This is a genomic window from Caulobacter sp. GW821-FHT10A06 (assembly GCF_059415805.1).
On the sequence record NZ_JBWKNY010000001.1, the window covers coordinates 239,126 to 255,413 of the forward strand.

Consider the following 16,288-nt stretch of genomic DNA (forward strand, 5'->3'; position numbering starts at 1 on the left):
CGCGTAATCCCGGGCTCTCTTGCAAGGAGTCTGCGCATGAAGACGGCGTTTATCGGCCTGGGCGTGATGGGCTTTCCGATGGCGGGCCACCTGAAGGCCGCCGGCCACGAGGTCGCCGTCTACAACCGCACCGCCGAAAAGGCCCGGAAATGGGCCGAAAAGCACGGTGGGCAGGCTTTTGAGACGATCGCTGAAGCCGTGGCGGGCGCGGAAGTCGTGCTGCTGTGCGTCGGCAACGACGCCGATGTCCGCGACGTCGTGGCGCAGGCGCTTCCCGCGTTGGCGGAGGGCGCGACCGTCGTCGACCACACCACCACCTCGGCCACCGTGGCGCGCGATATGGCGCAGCTGCTCGGCGAGAAGGGCCACGCCTTCGTCGACGCCCCGGTCTCGGGCGGCCAGGCGGGCGCCGAGAACGGCCAGCTGACGATCATGGTCGGGGCCGAGCAGGGCGCTTACGACCGCGTGCTGCCGGTCATCGACGTCTACGCCAAGGCCGTGCGCCGCATGGGCGAGGTCGGCGCGGGCCAACTGACCAAGATGTGCAACCAGATCGCCATCGCCGGCGTCGTCCAGGGCGTGGCCGAGGCGCTGCACTTCGCCAAGCGCGCCGGCCTGCCGACCGACGACGTCCTGGCCGCCATCTCCAAGGGCGCGGCCCAGTCGTGGCAGATGGAAAACCGCTGGCCGACCATGGCCCAGGGCAAGTTCGACTTCGGCTTCGCGGTCGACTGGATGCGCAAGGATCTGGGCATCGCACTCGAGGAAGCAGGCCGCAACGGCGCCAACCTCGAGAGCACGGCCCTGATCGACCAGTTCTACGCTGAGGTCCAGGCGATGGGCGGCAACCGCTGGGACACGTCCAGCCTGGTGGCGCGGCTAGAGAAGTAGGTCTGCGAGGTCCGCCGCGTCCCAGTCTGTTTCGCGCGGCGCGACGACAATCGGCGTTTGCCGTTCGAAGGCGCGCAGCATCTCCACGGTCTGGGCCAAGTCCGGCGCATCCAGGCTCTCGCTGACCACGATGGCGGCGACGATCAGGCCGCGCGCCCGCACCACCTCCAGCGCCGTCAGCAGGTGGCTGGCCGTGCCCAGGTAGCTGCCGGCGACCAGCAGGACGGGCAGGGCCAGGGCGGTCATCAGGTCGAGATTGGTCGCGTCGTCGGTCATGGGCGACATGACGCCGCCGGCGCCTTCGACCAGAGCGAGGTCGACGTCGCGCGCAGCCAGCCAGGTCCGGCAGTCGGCGACGAGGTCGGGCATGGCCAGGGTCTCGCCTTCCAGACGGGCGGCCAGGTTCGGGGCCAGGGGGGCGCGGTAGCGGCGGGGGGAGATCTCTGGCCAGGCGTCCGGGCGGCCCAGTGCGACGGCGAGGCGGGCGGGGTCGCTGGTTTCCGGCTCGGCGGGATCGAAGCCGCTGACCACGGGCTTGAAGGCGTCGACGGTCAGGCCCTTGGTCCGAGCGGCGCGGAGCAGGGCGCAGGCGATGTGGGTCTTGCCGAGGTCGGTGCCGGTTCCGGCGACGAAGAGGCTTTTCATCGCAGCGCCGCCACAGCGTCGGCCAGGCGGATCACGTCGGCGTCGGCGTGCTCGGCGCTGAAGGCCACGCGCAGGCGGGCCGTGCCCTCCGGCACGGTCGGTGGGCGGATGGCGACGACCAGGAAGCCCTGCGCCTCCAGCGCGGCCGAGGCGGCGAGGGCGGTGTCGGCGTCGCCCATGATCACCGGGACGATCGGGCTCTGCGCATCGGGCAGGCCCAGGCGGCGGGTGAACAGGCGGGCCTTGGCCAGCGGCTGTTCGGTGAAGGCTGGATCGGCCTCGATCAGATCCAGCGAGGCCAGGGCGGCGGCGGCCGAGGCGGGCGGCAAGCCGGTGGCGTAGACCAGGGTGCGGGCGCGGGTCTTCAGCAGGTCAATCACCGCCTGCGAGCCGCAGAGGTAGCCACCGTATGAGCCCAGGGCCTTGGACAGGGTGCCCATCTGCAGCGGGATCTTGGCGTCCGGGAACAGGGCGGCCGAGCCCTTGCCCTCGGCCAGCACCCCCACGCCATGGGCGTCGTCGCTGAGCAGCCAGGCGTCGTGCGCCTCGCAGAGCGCCGACAGCTGGTCTAGCGGCGCGATGTCGCCGTCCATCGAGAAGACGCCGTCGGTGGCGACCAGGGCGCGGCGGGCCAGCGGGCGTTCGGCCTGCAGCAGGCGCTCCAGGTCGGCGACGTCGTTGTGGGCGAAACGGATGATCTTGGCGCCGGACAGCTGGGCGCCGGCCCAGATGCAGGCATGGGCCAGGGCGTCGACGAAGACCACGTCGCTGGGCCCGACCAGGGTGGGGATGACGCCGGTATTGGCCAGGTAGCCCGAGCCGAACACGCAGGCGGCCTCGGTTCCTTTCAGGCGCGCCAGGCGCTTTTCCAGGTCGCTGAGCAGCGGGTGGTCGCCGGTGACCAGGCGCGAGGCGGCCGCGCCCGCGCCGTAGTTCAGCGCCGCTTCCGCCGCCGCCGCGCGGACCAGGGGGTGCTGCGACAGGCCCAGATAGTCGTTGCACGAGAACGAGATCAGCCGCTTGCCGTCGCGCTCGACCACGGCGCCGTCGTGGCGGCGGGTGGGCTTGAGGCGTCGGCGCAGGCTCTTGGCGTCCAGGGCGGCCAGCTTCTCGCCGGCGAAGGCGTCGAGGCTCTGCATGTCGTTTCCCTTTGCGGCCAGTGAGCCGGGGGCATAGGCAAGGCGCCCCGAGTCCGCAAACGGAAAGCGTCATGACCCAACCCGACTGGCTTACCGCCGGCGCGCCGCATGTCTGGCGTCCGTATTGCCAGATGAAGACCGCGCGGCCGCCGCTGCCGGTCGTGGCGACCAAGGGTTCGCGGCTGGTGCTGGCCGATGGGCGCGAACTGGTCGATGGCCTGGCCTCGTGGTGGACGGCCTGCCACGGCTACAACCATCCGCACATCGCCGACGCGCTGCGGGCGCAGATCGAGACCATGCCGCACGTGATGTTCGGTGGCCTGGCGCATGAGCCGGCCTATCGCCTGGCGGCGCGGCTGGCCAAGCTGCTGCCCGGCGACCTGGACCACGTGTTCTTCGCCGAGAGCGGCTCGGTCTCGGTCGAGATCGCCATGAAGATGGCGCTGCAGTTCCAGATCAATCGGGGCGTGAAGGGGCGCACCAAGTTCCTGGCCTTCCGGGGCGGCTATCACGGCGACACCCTGGCGACGATGACCATCTGCGACCCGGAGGAGGGCATGCACAGCCTGTTCGCCGGCGTCATGCCCGCCCAGGTGATCGCCGACCTGCCGCGCGATACGGCCGGTGAGGTGGCGCTGGATGCGCTGCTGGCGGCGCGCGGCCACGAGATCGCGGCCATCCTGGTCGAGCCGCTGGTCCAGGGCGCGGGCGGCATGCTGCTGCATCCGCCGGAGGTGCTGCGCACCCTGCGCCGCCTGGCCGACAAGCACGGCGTGCTGCTGGTGTTCGACGAGATCTTCACCGGCTTTGGCCGCACCGGGACCCTGTTCGCCATGCAGGCGGCGGGGATCGAGCCTGATATCGTCACCCTGTCCAAGGCCCTGACCGGCGGCACCCTGCCGCTGTCGGCGGCGGTGGCCTCGCGCAAGGTGTTCGAGGCCTTCTGGTCCGACGACGCGGGCGCGGCGCTGATGCACGGCCCGACCTACATGGCCAATCCGCTGGCCTGCGCGGCGGCCAACGCCTCGCTGGACCTGTTCGAGGACGGGAGCTGGGCCAAGGACGTGGCGCGGGTCTCGGCGGCGCTGGCGCAAGGGCTGGAGCCGTGCCGGGCGGGCAAGGGCGTCGTTGACGTCCGCGTCCTGGGTGCGATCGGCGTCGTCGAGTTCGACGCGCCCGTGGCCGTCGGCGATCTCTGCGCCCGTTTCGCCGAACTGGGGGCCTGGATCCGGCCGATGGGCAAGGTGATCTACCTGACCCCGGCTTTCACGACGTCGAACGCGGATCTCGAGCTGCTGACCTCCGCCGTCCGTAAGGTCGTCGGCGTGAATTGATTTTCCAGGCGAGGGGTGGTCCAAGCACGGCCATGTCCTCCAAGTCGTCGCCGCTTACGGTCGTGGAATATCTCGCCATCCTGGCGATCATCCTGACCTGGGGGATCAACAACGCCGCCGCCAAGGTGGCGACGGCCTATCTGCCGCCGATGCTGATGGGCGGCCTGCGCTTCGCCTCGGCCCTGGCCTTCCTGTTCCCGTTCGTGCGGCCGCCGTTCCCTGAGCCCAAGAAGCTGCTGACCATCGTGCTGCTGACCGGGCCGATCCATTTCGGCGTCATCTATGTCGCCTTCAGCATGGCCGACGCCCTGAGCCCGCTGGTCGTGGCCAGCCAGCTGTGGATCCCGTTCACGGCCATCTTCGCCTGGCGGATGCTGGGCGAGACCATGCGTCCGCCGGCCGTCATCGGTTTAGGGATCGCCTTCCTGGGCGTGGCCTGGATGAGCCTGGACCCGCACGCGGCCGGCGACCTGCCGGCCATCGCGCTGATCGTCTTCGCCGGCGCCTGCTGGGCGGTGGCGACGGTGCTGGTGCGCAAGACACCCGGCATCAAGCCGCTGAAGATGCAGGGCATGACCGCCCTGGTCGCCGCGCCGACCCTGTTGGCGATGTCGTTCCTGTTCGAGCACGACCAGGTCGCCAAGATGCAGGCCGCGCCGCCGATCGCCTGGCTGTGCGTGCTGTTCGCCGGCGTGGTCTCGACCATCGGCGCCAGCGCCTTGCTGTTCTGGCTGGTGCAGAAGCGCGAGCCCGGGCGGGTGACGCCTTACTTCCTGCTGACGCCGCTGGTGTCGTGCACGATCGGCATCCTGTTCCTGGACGACAAGCTGACCGCCCAGCTCTTGATCGGCGGCGGCGCGACCATGGTCGGCGTGGCGCTGGTGGCCCTGACCGAGAAGCGGGCCAAGGCGGCCGAAGCGGTGGTCGAGACCGCTAACCCTTGAGCGGTGGGCACTGCGCGGCCGGCTGACGGCTCAGCAGGGCCGGCGTCGCGGTGAGCTCGCTCTGTTCGCCGTCATCGGCATAGACGCCCGTGAGCAGCTTGCCGCTGACGCCCAGCGGCTGGCCGTGGGGGCGGATCAGGAAGAGGCCTTCCAGATCGTCCAGATGTTCGATGCTGACAAACCCCGCGCCGACCGTCGCATAGCCTTTGATTGCCGCGCCTGAGGCGTCGATGATCCAGCCGGGCGGCTTCTTGCAGACCGAGACGATCTCGGCCCCGGTCAGTGTCAGCTCGAAGGACTGGAGGTTCTGGTTGGCGTCCGCCGGCTTCCAGGCCAGCGAGACGAGCTCCGTCGAGGCTGAAGCTGGAGCCTTGGGAGGCGGCTTGGCCTCCTTGTCCCCCTTGGAGTCATGACAGGCGGCCGTCGCGGCCAGCAGAACAGCGAGAAGCGACAGCCGCCAGGTGCGCATGACTACTTGATCACCCCGCAGGCGGCGCGAGCGCCGGCGCCGCCGATCGGCTGGGTCTTGTGGTCGTCGGGGCTGGCGTGGACGACGATGGCGCTGCCGTCGGCGTCCAGCAGGGCGGGACGGCCGCCCGCGCCCTTCAGCGACACCAGAGTCGAATAGACCTCGGCCGTGGCCGCGCCGTCGGCGCCGGCGAAGACGTTGGGCAGGTCGCCGCTGTCATTGGAGTCCGGGTTCAGCAGGCCGTGCACGGTCGTCGCGGCGGTGTGGACGTGGGCGCCGGCCGACTTGAAGTCCGGCGCGCCGCAGTCGCCCTTCTCGTGGAAGTGGATGGCGTGCCAGCCCGGCGTCAGGCTTTTCAGCTCCAGCTTCAGCAGCACCCCGTGCGGCGCTTCGGTAGCGGTCACGACGCCGGCGTCCTTGCCGTCACCGGTCTTGACCACGGCGGTCGCGGTGGTCTGGGCCAGGGCAGGAGAGGCGGCGATCAAGGCGGCAAGGCTCAGGGCAGTCGCGATGGGGAGGCTACGCATGCGTTATTCCTTCTGAATCAACCGGAGGCTGGGGTTCCTGCACCGGTGAAGGTGGCGCCGCCGTCCTTGAAATGCTAACCCTTTTCGACGGTTCCGTGTCCGATTCTGACGGCGAAAAATCCCCTTGAGCGACGATCAAAACACTATCCCCGCTGACGGTTCTCGCGGGGATGTCGCCCCGATCAATATCGAAGACGAACTGCGTCGTTCGTACCTCGACTATGCGATGAGCGTCATCGTCAGCCGCGCCCTGCCGGACGCGCGCGACGGTCTCAAACCCGTGCACCGCCGGGTGCTGTTCTCGATGCACGAGCAAGGGCAGACGCCCGAGCGTCCGTACGTCAAGTCGGCCCGCGTGGTCGGTGACGTTATGGGTAAGTATCACCCGCACGGCGACGCCTCGATCTACTTCACCCTGGTCCGCATGACCCAGTCGTTCTCGATGGGTCTGGTGCTGATCGACGGCCAAGGGAACTTCGGTTCGGTCGACGGCGATATGCCGGCCGCCATGCGTTACACGGAATGCCGCATGGCCCCGCCGGCCATGTCGCTGCTGGCCGATCTGGACAAGGACACGGTCGACTTCGCCGACAACTACGACGGCAAGGAGCAGGAACCGACCGTCCTGCCGTCGCGGATCCCCAACCTGCTGGTCAATGGCGCGGGCGGCATCGCCGTCGGCATGGCCACCAACATCCCGCCCCATAACCTGGGCGAGATCATCGACGCCTGCCTGCTGCTGATCGACCAGCCGGACGTGACGACCGACCAGCTGCTGGACCTGGTGCCTGGTCCCGACTTCCCCACCGGCGGCGAGATCATCGGCCGCGCGGGCCCGCGCCAGGCGCTGCTGACCGGCCGTGGCTCGGTCATCATGCGTGGCGTCGCCACCGTCGATGAGATCCGCGCCGGCCGCGAAGCCATCATCATCACCGAGATCCCGTATCAGGTGAACAAGGCCAACCTGGTCGAGCACATCGCCGAGCTGGTCCGCGACAAGAAACTCGAAGGCATCGCCGACATCCGCGACGAGTCCAACCGCGACGGCATGCGCATCGTGGTCGAGCTGAAGCGCGACGCCTCGGGCGAGGTGATCCTGAACCAGCTGTTCCGCTTCACGGCGCTGCAAAGCTCGTTCGGCGTCAACATGCTGGCCCTGAACCGCGGCCGCCCCGAACAGATGGGCCTGCACAAGCTGCTGCAGCTGTTCGTCGAGTTCCGCGAGGAAGTCGTCGTCCGCCGGACCAAGTTCGAGCTGGGCAAGGCTCGCGACCGCGGCCACGTGCTGGTCGGCCTGACCATCGCCGTCGCCAATATCGACGAGTTCATCCACATCATCCGCTCGTCCAAGGACCCGACCGAGGCCCGCGAGCGTCTGGTGGCCAAGTCCTGGCCGGCCGGCGACATGCTGCCGCTGGTCGAGCTGATCGCCGACCCGCGCACGATCCAGGAAGGCGGCGGCCTGATCCGCCTGACCGACGAACAGGCGCGCGCCATCCTGGCCCTGACCCTGTCGCGTCTGACGGGCCTGGGCCGTGACGAGATCGGCAACGAGGCGACGGCCCTGGCCGACGCCATCCGCGGCTATCTGGAGCTGCTGTCGGACCGCGCCAACATCATGGCCGTGGTTCGTGAGGAGTTGGTCGAGGTCCGCGAGAAGTTCGCCATCCCGCGCCGCTGCCAGATCGTCGACGGCGACGCCGACATGGAAGACGAAGACCTGATCGTCCGCGAGGACATGGTCATCACCGTCACCATGAGCGGCTACGTCAAGCGCACCCCGCTGGCCAACTACCGCACCCAGCATCGGGGCGGCAAAGGCAAGTCGGGCATGGCGACCAAGACCGAGGACGCCGTCACCCGCGTGTTCTCCGCCTCGACCCACGCGCCGCTGCTGTTCTTCACCTCGGGCGGCAAGGTCTACAAGCTGAAGGTTTGGCGTCTGCCGCAAGGCGTCGCCAATTCGCGCGGCAAGGCGTTCGTCAACCTGCTGCCGATCGAGCCGGGCGAGACCATCACCTCGATTCTGGCCCTGCCGGAGGACGAAGCGACCTGGGGCGGCCTGGACGTGATGTTCGCGACCCGCTCGGGCAGCGTGCGTCGCAACAAGCTGTCGGACTTCGTGGACGTCCGCCGCAACGGCAAGATCGCCATGAAGCTGGACGAAGGCGACGGCATCGTCGGCGTCTCGGTCTGCAACGCCGACCAGGACGTGCTGCTGACCACGGCGGCCGGCCGCTGCATCCGCTTCTCGGTCGACGAGGTGCGTGTGTTCGCCAGCCGTGACTCCACGGGCGTTCGCGGCGTGAAGCTGGCGGGCGAGGACACCGTCATCTCGATGGCCGTGCTGCGCAGCGTCGACGCCACCCCGGCCGAACGCGCCGCCTACCTCAAGCACCAGCGCGCCATGCTGCGCGCCGCCGATGGCGAAGAGGGCGAGGATGTCTCGACGTCCGCGGATGAAGGCGACGAGGAGGTCGGTGAGGCCTCGCTGACGCCGGAACGCATCGCCGAGCTGGGCGCGGCCGAGGAAATCCTGCTGACCGTATCGTCGGAGGGCTTCGGCAAGCGCACCAGCGCCTACGACTTCCGCCGCACCGGCCGTGGCGGCCAAGGCCTTGCCGCGCAAGACCTTTCCAAGCGCGGCGGTCGTCTGGTGGGCTCGTTCCCGATCGACGAAAGCGACCAGATCCTGCTGGTAACTGATCAAGGTCAACTTATTCGGGTGCCGGTCTCGCAAATTCGTGTTGCAGCGCGGAATACTCAAGGCGTAACCATCTTCCGCACCGCGCAAGACGAGCACGTCGTCAGCGTCGAGCGCCTCGCCGATTCCGGCGGTGACGACAACCAGGGCGAGGACAGCGGGGCGGAAGAGACCCTGTAACCCCTCGAACCCTTAGAGGAAGGGGGCTGCATGCGGGTTGGGCTTTATCCGGGGACCTTCGATCCGGTCACCAACGGTCACCTCGACATCATCGGGCGGGCCGTCAAGCTGGTGGACAAGCTGGTGATCGGCGTGGCGGTGAACAGCGGCAAGGGTCCGTTGTTCACGCTGGACGAGCGGGTCGCCATCCTGGAGCGCGAGACGGCGCACCTGACCAAGATCGCCCAGATCGAGGTCCGGCCGTTCGAGAGCCTGCTGATGCACTTCGCCCGCGAGGTGAACGCCCAGATGATCGTGCGCGGCCTGCGGGCCGTGGCCGACTTCGAATACGAATTCCAGATGACGGCGATGAACCAGCAGCTGGACCGCGAGATCGAGACCGTCTTCCTGATGGCCGACCCGCGTCACCAGGCCATCGCCTCGCGGCTGGTGAAAGAGATCGCGACCCTGGGCGGCGACATCGGCAAGTTCGTCCCGGCCGGCGTGGCCGAGCAACTGCTGGCCAAGGTCGGCAAGGGCTAAAGCGGAACCTTTTGGCGGACCCCCGCGTAGGCGTCCTGAACGACGGGCCGTGACCTGCGGCTCGTCCCAGAGGGAGCCAAGCCATGCCGGGCCACACGCAGGACGTCTCAACCCCCCGCCGCGAGCACGACGCCAAGGCCGAGGCCATCGCCAAGGCCAAGGCGATCGCGCCGAACATCGCCGCACGCATCGGCAGCACGCCCAAGACGACGTTCCGGGGCGACCCGGACGTCTTCGGCCGCCTGGTCGAGGATCATGACCGCCACCGCGCGTTGCTGGCCATGATCGAGGAAACTCACGGCGTCTCCGAAGACCGCCGGACCCTGTTCGAAGAGCTGACGCGTGAGCTGAAAGCCCATGCGGCGGCCGAGGAGCAGGCGCTGTGGTCGTCGGTGTTGCGCGATCCGGCCACCACCGACTTCGCCCGCCACGCCATTTCCGAGCACAAGGAAATCGACGACATGCTGGCCGACCTGGCGGCCCGCGACATGGGCTCGCCCGGCTGGCTGCGCCGGTTCGCGGGGCTGAAGGAGGAGTACCTCCATCACATCCGCGAGGAAGAGCAGGAGCAGTTCGTCGCCGCGCAGGAGCACCTCAGCGCCAGCGACGTGCGCCACATGCGTCAGGTCTTCGAGCGCCGCAAGAAGGCCGAGAAGGCCAGTGCCGTGATCGAAAAGAAGATCAAGCTCAAGGACTAGGACCGATCGCCATTTGTCCTTCGGCTACCTCCAGACCCGACTATCCCCGCGAAAGCGGGGATCCAAGCCGAGTCAGAGGATTGTCGCTCGGTCTCACCTCATCCTGAAAACCAGCTTGGATCCCCGCTTTCGCGAGGATGATCGGTGATGGGGAAGCTCTAAGGATTACAGGCGGGCGCGGAACAGGAACGGGCCGAAGTGGCCGACCGTGTCGTCGAAGATCGTCCACAGCTCGCCGCCCTTGTCCCGCCAGCGGCGGCAGAAGGACAGGTCTTCGCCGATGGCGACGCCGTTCGGCTCGTAGACCGGGTCGAAGCACTGCAGGACGTTCTTCAGGCCCTGTGACTGGTAGTAGCTGTCGGCCGCCGACCGGTAGAGGTCGGGATAGTCCTGGCGGATCTTCTCCAGCGCCTCGCGCTTGATCAGCATCAAGCCGGCCGGGATGGTCTCGGCGCGATAGAAGTCGCCGCGCGAGACGTGTGGGGTTTCCAGGGTCATCGGAAAGCTGAGCGCCGTGGCCCAGGCGGAGTTGGCGTCCGCGCGGTTTCGGGCCTGGTGGAAGAAGCGCTGCTGGTCGATCGTCCGCTGCGGATAGACCGCGCCGACGATCTGCTGGTCGAACTCGATCAGACGTTGAACGATTTCGGGCTGAAAACTGACATCAGAGTCAATAAATAGCAGGTGGCTGAAGTCTTCTTCAAGCACACGGCTGGCCAGGGCGTTGCGCGCGAACGCAATCAAGGTGCCATTCGTCGTCGCCCACTCCATCTTGTTGCCAAGGAGTTTGGAGAGTCCCAGCAATGATGACGTATACGGAGTAGTGAGCTGTCCGTTATACGTCGGAGTCCCGACGAGAATTCGCATATACGCACCCAATATTAGTGGCGAGACTCTACTCGTCTCACCTTGAGGTTGGCGCAGGTGGCACGCACCCCGGCGTAAGGTCCAGTTTCTTTTTGTTCATGATCGCGGCGAGGGGAGGCCGATCCTCGCGATCGGCGGTGATCGTCCGACGTCGCCCCGAAGCGGCCGGAATCGTGCGGTTCAAGGGCTGTCGCACTTGTCGGGGAGGCCGTGTCGTTCTACGCCCACCCGGCCTATCCAGTTCGGGGAATTCGATGAAGCTCGCCATGACCGCCGCCGTGCTGGCGCTTACCGCCACCGCGACGTCCTTTGGGGCGGCTTCGGCCCAAACGGCCGCCGATTGGCGCACACCCGATCCGAATAACGTCATCGTCGTCGAGACCAACAAGGGCCGGATCATCGCCGAGCTCTATCCGCAGGCCGCGCCGAACCATGTCGAGCGCATGCGGAGCCTGGTGAAGAGCGGCTTCTATGACGGCCTGACCTTCTTCCGCGTGATCAACGACTTCATGGCCCAGACGGGCGATCCGCAGAACACGGGCATCGGCGGCTCGGACCAGCCCAACCTGACAGCCGAGTTCACCTTCCGCCGCGGCGCCGACACGCCGCTGGCCCAGAGCTACAAGGTCGGGACCAACGAGGCCGGCTGGGTCGGCGTGATGCCGGTGACCAGCCAGAACTCGGCCCTGGCCGTGATGACCGCCGACCGCAAGGTCGCGACCTGGGGCAACTTCTGTCCGGGCGTCCTGGGCGCGGCCCGCGCCGGCGACCCCGACAGCGCCAACAGCCAGTTCTTCTTCATGCGCCAGGCCAACGACTCGCTGGACAAGACGTACACGGCCTTTGGTCGCGTGCTGCAGGGCCTGGAAGCCGTTCGCGCCATCAAGACCGGCGAGCCGGTGCCGGACCCGCAGGACAAGATGATCAGCGTCAAGCTGCTGGCCGACCTGCCGGCCGACAAGCGTCCGTCGATCCAGGTGATGAACACCGGCTCGGCCGCCTTCAAGGCCCTGGTCGACAAGCGCCGCGCCGAGATGGGCGGCAGCTTCACCAACTGCGACGTCGACGTTCCCGTGCAGGTGAAGTGACCATGAGCCTCGCGATCGCCCTCATGGCCGCCGGTTTGGCGACCGCCGCGCCGGCCAAGCCCACCGAGGCTGACTGGCGCACGCCGGCGCCTGAGACGGTGATGGTGATCGACACCAACAAGGGCCGCGTGCTGGTCGAGCTGGTCCCCGAGGTCGCGCCCAACCACGTGGCGCGGCTGCAGGACCTGACCCGGGCGGGCATCTATGACGGCCGGACCTTCTTCCGGGTCATCGATCGCTTCATGGCCCAGACGGGCGATCCGACCAATACGGGGGAGGGCGGCACGGACCGCCCGAACCTCAAGGCCGAGTTCACCTTCCGTCGCACCGCCGCGACGCCGTTCGTGGCCATGGCCGCGCCGGCCGGGCTGGAAGTCGGCTTCATCAAGTCGCTGCCGGTCGTCAGCCAGGCCTGGAGCTGGGCCGAGGCGACCAGCGACAAGAAGGTCTCGGCCTGGGGGACCTATTGCCCCGGCGTGCTGGGCATGGCCCGCGACGAGGACAACAACTCGGCCAACAGCCAGTTCTTCCTGATGCGCCAACCCTATCCGTCGCTGGACAAGCGCTACACGGCCTTCGGTCGGGTGATCAGCGGCCTGGAGGCGGTGCGCGCCATCAAGACCGGCGAGCCCGTGCCCGCGCCGCAGGACCTGATGCAGAAGGTCCGCCTGCTGAGCGACATCCCCGAGAACGAACGCCCCAAGATCCGGGTGATCGACCCCAAGGGGCCGTGGTTCGCCGCCGAGACCCAGCGCCTGCGGGCCCTGAAGGGCGCGGATTTCTCGGTCTGCGACATTGATCCGCCGGCGCAGGTTCGTTAGCGACTACCGTTTTCCGGGCCAAACTTGGTTCACAGATGGGCGTGAACCGCGCTAGAAGCGCGATCACACATTTTCCATCCAAGGGAAGACCATGTCGGCCGACCTCGAAAACACCCTGATCCTGACGCTCGAGACCGGCCCGGTCACCATCAAGCTGCGTCCCGACCTGGCCCCGGGCCACGTCGCCCGCATCAAGGAACTGGTGCGCGAGGGCTTCTATGACGGCGTCGTCTTCCACCGCGTGATCCCGGGCTTCATGGCCCAGGGCGGCGATCCGTCGGGCACCGGCCGCGGCGGTTCGGACAAGCCGGACCTGAAGGCCGAGTTCAACGACGAGCCGCACGTGCGCGGCGTGGTCTCGATGGCCCGCACCCCGAACCCGGACTCGGCCAACAGCCAGTTCTTCATCGTGTTCGACGACGCCACCTTCCTGGACAAGCAGTACACTGTCTGGGGCCAGGTGACCGAAGGCATGGACCACGTCGACTCGCTGCCCAAGGGCGAGCCGCCGCGCGCGCCGGGCAAGATCGTCAGCGCCAAGATCGCCGCCGACGCCTAAGCGTTCCAGCGACCTGATTTTGGGAACGGCCTCGGACCTCGTCCGGGGCCGTTTCTATTTGCGGCGCAGGGTGACCACGATCGGGCGGTGATCCGAGCCGAGGGCGGGGCCGCGCTCGACGTTCACGGCGTGCCATTCCGAACCCGCATAGACGTGGTCGATCGGCAGGAACGGGGCCGGGGCGACCATGACGCGCGAGAACTTGCTGGCCGGCCACGAGGGGATGGCGCGGGTCCAGCGGCGCAGGCCCAGCGCCTTGTCCTGACGCTTCAGCGTGAACGACCACGGGGTCGAGTTGAAATCACCGGTGACGATCGCGCTCTTGCGGTCGAAGCCGGAGACCAGCTTCACCAGCTTGCGGCTCTGCGCCTGCTGCAGGCCGGGCGGCACGGGCCAGGTATAGTGGACGCCGGTGACCGTGAACGGCCCCTTGGCGTCGGCCAGGGTCGCCCAGGCGCCGGACAGATAGGGCCGTTCGGCCGGCATGCCGCCGCGCGCCAGCATCTTCTTGCGCGAGAAGATCCAGGTCTCGCAGCGGCTGACCTTGTCGCACGAGGCGAACGGATAGGCTTTTCTCAGCGCTTGGATGGTCGGCCAGGACTCCCCGGCGCCTTCCTCGATGATCACGACGTCGGCGTCCTGGTCCAGGATCCAGGCCAGGCTCTTCTCGGCGGTCTGGTTGTCGTGCCAGACGTTGAACTGGCCGATCTTGAGGTCGCTAGCGGCCGGCGTCGCGGGCTTGAAGCGCCATGACGCCCACAGCTCGGGCAGCATCAGCACCGAGCAGGCCAGCAGCGTCGCCGTCCCTAAGCCCACCATCACCCAGCGCTCGCCGCCGCGGGCGAAGATCCCGCCCAGCACGACCGCGCCGACACCCATCATCAGCCACAGCGGGGCGGCGTGGGTAAAGGCATCCAACCGGTCGCTCCAGGCCCCGCCGAGGCAAGCGATGGCCATGCCGACCCCGACCAGGCCCAGCATCAGGGCCGTACCACGGACGAGAAGACTCAAGAGCTGGACGATCAGGCGCATGATCCGCCCATAGCACGCCTTCCATGAAGGAAGCGTCGCTTACTCTCCGGGGTGGTACGAGAAGCTGAGATTGCGGATCCGCTCGGCGCCGATCTGCAAGGAGCCGGTGAAGACGGGCTTCTGCACGCCGTCGTTCGGGCCGCTGGAGCGGGCTTTCTTGTAGGCGGCCAGGTCCGGATAGAGCTCCAGCACCACCTCGCCCAGGCGCTTGTCGTTGGCGTGGTAGCGCACCGTCTTGCCGTCGACGCTGTAGCTGTCGGGCAGCAGGCGCAGGCTGACCTTGTGATAGGTCCGGCCCAGTTCGTTCTCGGCGGTCGGGCTGGTGACGTCGTCGAAGGCCAGGAAGATCGGCGCATAGGTTTCGGTGCGCTTGCCCGCTTCCCAGTCGACGAAATCGGACGGCTGGCCGATGTCCAGCGAGGTCAGTTTCCAGTTCCCGGCCTGGACAGGCGTTTCTGTGAAATAGAAGCCGGTCAGCTCGACGGCGGGGTCATGCTTGAAGGCCGTCTCGGCAGCGGTCGAGGTGGCCGGCGTGGCGACGGTGCGCTCCTCGGCCGGGGCGGGCGCAGGCGGCGCGGCGGTCTTCTGTTCGCAGGCGGCGAGCAGCAGCAGCGGCGCGAGCGCTGGGATCAGCAGGCGTTTCATGGCGTTCTTCCCCCGAAGAGTATCGTTATCCGAAACCATGCCCGTGTATCGCCAGGGTTGTCCATCGCGCTCGCGTGAGGGCGTATGTCTTGACGTCCTCGGTCCATCGTGCGCTTGAAGCCCGCCCATGCGCCTTTCCGACTTCGATTTCGACCTGCCCGAGGACCGCATCGCCCTGCGTCCGGCCGAGCCGCGCGACGCCGCGCGCTTCCTGGTGGTCCGACCCGGCCAGCCGCTCGCCGATCATGTGGTCCGCGAGCTACCCGACTTCCTGCGTCCCGGCGACGCCCTGGTGTTCAACGACACCCGCGTGATCCCGGCCCGCCTGTCGGGCCTTCGCGAAGGCCGCACGACCGGCGGGTCCGATGGCACGCCGGTGGCCGTCGAGGCGACCCTGCACCGCCGTGTCTCGCCCAGCCGCTGGAGCGCCTTCATGCGTCCGGGCAAACGCCTGAAGGTCGGCGACCGTGTCGCGTTCGGCGCCAGCGAAGACCGCGCCTGTGACGCCGACCGCTTGGACGCCACCATCGTCGAGAAGCACGAGGGCGGTGAAGTTCTGCTGGCCTTCGACGTCTCGGGTCCTGACCTGGACATCGGCATCGCCAGGCACGGCGACATGCCGCTGCCGCCCTATATCGCCGCCAAGCGGGGCGAGGACGAGCGCGACCGCGCCGACTACCAGACCGTCTACGCCCGCGAGGACGGCTCAGTGGCCGCCCCGACCGCCGGCCTGCACTTCACGCCCGATCTGCTGGAGCGCCTGAAGGCAAAGGGCGTCTCGCTGCACTTCGTGACCCTGCACGTGGGGGCGGGGACGTTCCTGCCGGTCAAGACCGACGACGTTTCCGACCACAAGATGCACGCCGAGTTTGGCGAGGTGACGGCCGACGTCGCCGACGCCCTGAACGCGGTCCACGCCGCCGGCGGCCGCATCGTCTGCGTCGGCACCACGTCCCTGCGCCTGCTGGAGAGCGCCACGGGCGAGGACGGGATCGTCCGCCCGTTCGCCGACGAGACGGCCATCTTCATCACCCCCGGCTATCGCTTCCGCGCCGTCGACGTCTTGATGACCAACTTCCACCTGCCCAAGTCGACCCTGTTCATGCTGGTCAGCGCCTTCGCCGGCCAGGCGACCATGCGCGCGGCCTATGAACACGCGATCGCGACGGGCTATCGCTTCTATTCCTACGGCGACGGCAGCCTGCTGTTCAAAGACGAGGCTTAGC

General features: G+C 68.0%; 17 protein-coding genes. 10 read left to right on the plus strand and 7 right to left on the minus strand.

Annotated features, from left to right (window positions below):
* The first annotated feature begins 36 nt into the window (after positions 1 to 36).
* Positions 37 to 891 (plus strand): NAD(P)-dependent oxidoreductase, encoded by an 855-nt coding sequence (locus tag AC07NF_RS01055; RefSeq protein ID WP_494632400.1) that lies wholly within the window; start codon positions 37 to 39, stop codon positions 889 to 891.
* On the opposite strand, the gene bioD is transcribed toward AC07NF_RS01055, so the two are convergent.
* Together bioD and bioF are read right to left on the minus strand one after the other, a co-directional pair.
* The gene (gene bioD / locus AC07NF_RS01060; protein ID WP_494632397.1) at positions 880 to 1,536 is read right to left on the minus strand and encodes a dethiobiotin synthase; all 657 of its coding nucleotides are present in this window, start codon (positions 1,534 to 1,536) and stop codon (positions 880 to 882) included. The two genes, AC07NF_RS01055 and bioD, sit on opposite strands and share 12 nt — an antisense overlap.
* Positions 1,533 to 2,675: an 8-amino-7-oxononanoate synthase gene (bioF, locus tag AC07NF_RS01065; protein ID WP_494632393.1), complete on the minus strand. Its 1,143-nt coding sequence runs from the start codon at positions 2,673 to 2,675 to the stop codon at positions 1,533 to 1,535. The genes bioD and bioF overlap by 4 nt, the downstream gene beginning before the upstream one ends.
* 71 nt (positions 2,676 to 2,746) lie before the next feature.
* Here bioF and AC07NF_RS01070 point away from each other — a divergent pair, with 71 nt between their 5' ends.
* The gene (locus AC07NF_RS01070; protein ID WP_494632390.1) at positions 2,747 to 4,009 is read left to right on the plus strand and encodes an adenosylmethionine--8-amino-7-oxononanoate transaminase; all 1,263 of its coding nucleotides are present in this window, start codon (positions 2,747 to 2,749) and stop codon (positions 4,007 to 4,009) included.
* Between the two features lie 32 nt (positions 4,010 to 4,041).
* Positions 4,042 to 4,953 carry a DMT family transporter gene (locus tag AC07NF_RS01075; RefSeq protein WP_494632385.1) on the plus strand — a complete coding sequence of 304 codons (912 nt, stop codon included), beginning with the start codon at positions 4,042 to 4,044 and terminating at the stop codon, positions 4,951 to 4,953.
* Here AC07NF_RS01075 and AC07NF_RS01080 read toward each other — a convergent pair.
* Together AC07NF_RS01080 and sodC are read right to left on the minus strand one after the other, a co-directional pair.
* Positions 4,943 to 5,422 (minus strand): hypothetical protein, encoded by a 480-nt coding sequence (locus tag AC07NF_RS01080; protein WP_494632382.1) that lies wholly within the window; start codon positions 5,420 to 5,422, stop codon positions 4,943 to 4,945. The genes AC07NF_RS01075 and AC07NF_RS01080 overlap by 11 nt on opposite strands.
* A 2-nt stretch (positions 5,423 to 5,424) precedes the next feature.
* Positions 5,425 to 5,949, minus strand: a complete 525-nt coding sequence (sodC, locus tag AC07NF_RS01085; RefSeq protein ID WP_494632378.1) for a superoxide dismutase[Cu-Zn] — start codon at positions 5,947 to 5,949, stop codon at positions 5,425 to 5,427.
* 124 nt (positions 5,950 to 6,073) lie between these two features.
* Between sodC and gyrA the strand changes: the two genes are divergently transcribed.
* The 3 genes from gyrA to AC07NF_RS01100 all read left to right on the plus strand — a co-directional run bounded on the left by gyrA (position 6,074) and on the right by AC07NF_RS01100 (position 10,053).
* Positions 6,074 to 8,833, plus strand: coding sequence for a DNA gyrase subunit A (gyrA, locus tag AC07NF_RS01090; protein ID WP_494632375.1), 2,760 nt, complete (start codon positions 6,074 to 6,076; stop codon positions 8,831 to 8,833).
* A 30-nt stretch (positions 8,834 to 8,863) separates the two neighbouring features.
* Positions 8,864 to 9,355 (plus strand): pantetheine-phosphate adenylyltransferase, encoded by a 492-nt coding sequence (coaD, locus tag AC07NF_RS01095; protein WP_492811498.1) that lies wholly within the window; start codon positions 8,864 to 8,866, stop codon positions 9,353 to 9,355.
* Between the two features lie 83 nt (positions 9,356 to 9,438).
* Positions 9,439 to 10,053, plus strand: a complete 615-nt coding sequence (locus AC07NF_RS01100; RefSeq protein ID WP_494632370.1) for a hemerythrin domain-containing protein — start codon at positions 9,439 to 9,441, stop codon at positions 10,051 to 10,053.
* 165 nt (positions 10,054 to 10,218) lie between these two features.
* On the opposite strand, the gene AC07NF_RS01105 is transcribed toward AC07NF_RS01100, so the two are convergent.
* Positions 10,219 to 10,794, minus strand: coding sequence for a glycosyltransferase family protein (locus AC07NF_RS01105; protein WP_492811495.1), 576 nt, complete (start codon positions 10,792 to 10,794; stop codon positions 10,219 to 10,221).
* A 377-nt stretch (positions 10,795 to 11,171) separates the two neighbouring features.
* Between AC07NF_RS01105 and AC07NF_RS01110 the strand changes: the two genes are divergently transcribed.
* The 3 genes from AC07NF_RS01110 to AC07NF_RS01120 all read left to right on the plus strand — a co-directional run bounded on the left by AC07NF_RS01110 (position 11,172) and on the right by AC07NF_RS01120 (position 13,385).
* A complete protein-coding gene (locus AC07NF_RS01110; protein ID WP_494632365.1) occupies positions 11,172 to 12,005 on the plus strand; it encodes a peptidylprolyl isomerase in 834 nt (277 codons plus the stop codon).
* Between the two features lie 2 nt (positions 12,006 to 12,007).
* On the plus strand, positions 12,008 to 12,826 hold the full coding sequence (locus AC07NF_RS01115; protein WP_492811492.1) for a peptidylprolyl isomerase: 819 nt from the start codon (positions 12,008 to 12,010) through the stop codon (positions 12,824 to 12,826).
* Between the two features lie 91 nt (positions 12,827 to 12,917).
* Positions 12,918 to 13,385, plus strand: coding sequence for a peptidylprolyl isomerase (locus AC07NF_RS01120; protein WP_454716738.1), 468 nt, complete (start codon positions 12,918 to 12,920; stop codon positions 13,383 to 13,385).
* A 54-nt stretch (positions 13,386 to 13,439) separates the two neighbouring features.
* Here the strand turns inward: AC07NF_RS01120 and AC07NF_RS01125 are convergent, their stop codons facing one another.
* Together AC07NF_RS01125 and AC07NF_RS01130 are read right to left on the minus strand one after the other, a co-directional pair.
* A complete protein-coding gene (locus AC07NF_RS01125) occupies positions 13,440 to 14,417 on the minus strand; it encodes an endonuclease/exonuclease/phosphatase family protein (protein WP_494632360.1) in 978 nt (325 codons plus the stop codon).
* Positions 14,418 to 14,456: 39 nt separating this feature from the next.
* Positions 14,457 to 15,062 carry a hypothetical protein gene (locus tag AC07NF_RS01130; protein WP_494632358.1) on the minus strand — a complete coding sequence of 202 codons (606 nt, stop codon included), beginning with the start codon at positions 15,060 to 15,062 and terminating at the stop codon, positions 14,457 to 14,459.
* 127 nt (positions 15,063 to 15,189) lie between these two features.
* On the opposite strand from AC07NF_RS01130, the gene queA reads away from it, so the two are divergent.
* Positions 15,190 to 16,287, plus strand: coding sequence for a tRNA preQ1(34) S-adenosylmethionine ribosyltransferase-isomerase QueA (queA, locus tag AC07NF_RS01135; protein WP_494632356.1), 1,098 nt, complete (start codon positions 15,190 to 15,192; stop codon positions 16,285 to 16,287).
* The last annotated feature ends 1 nt before the right edge of the window (position 16,288 follow it).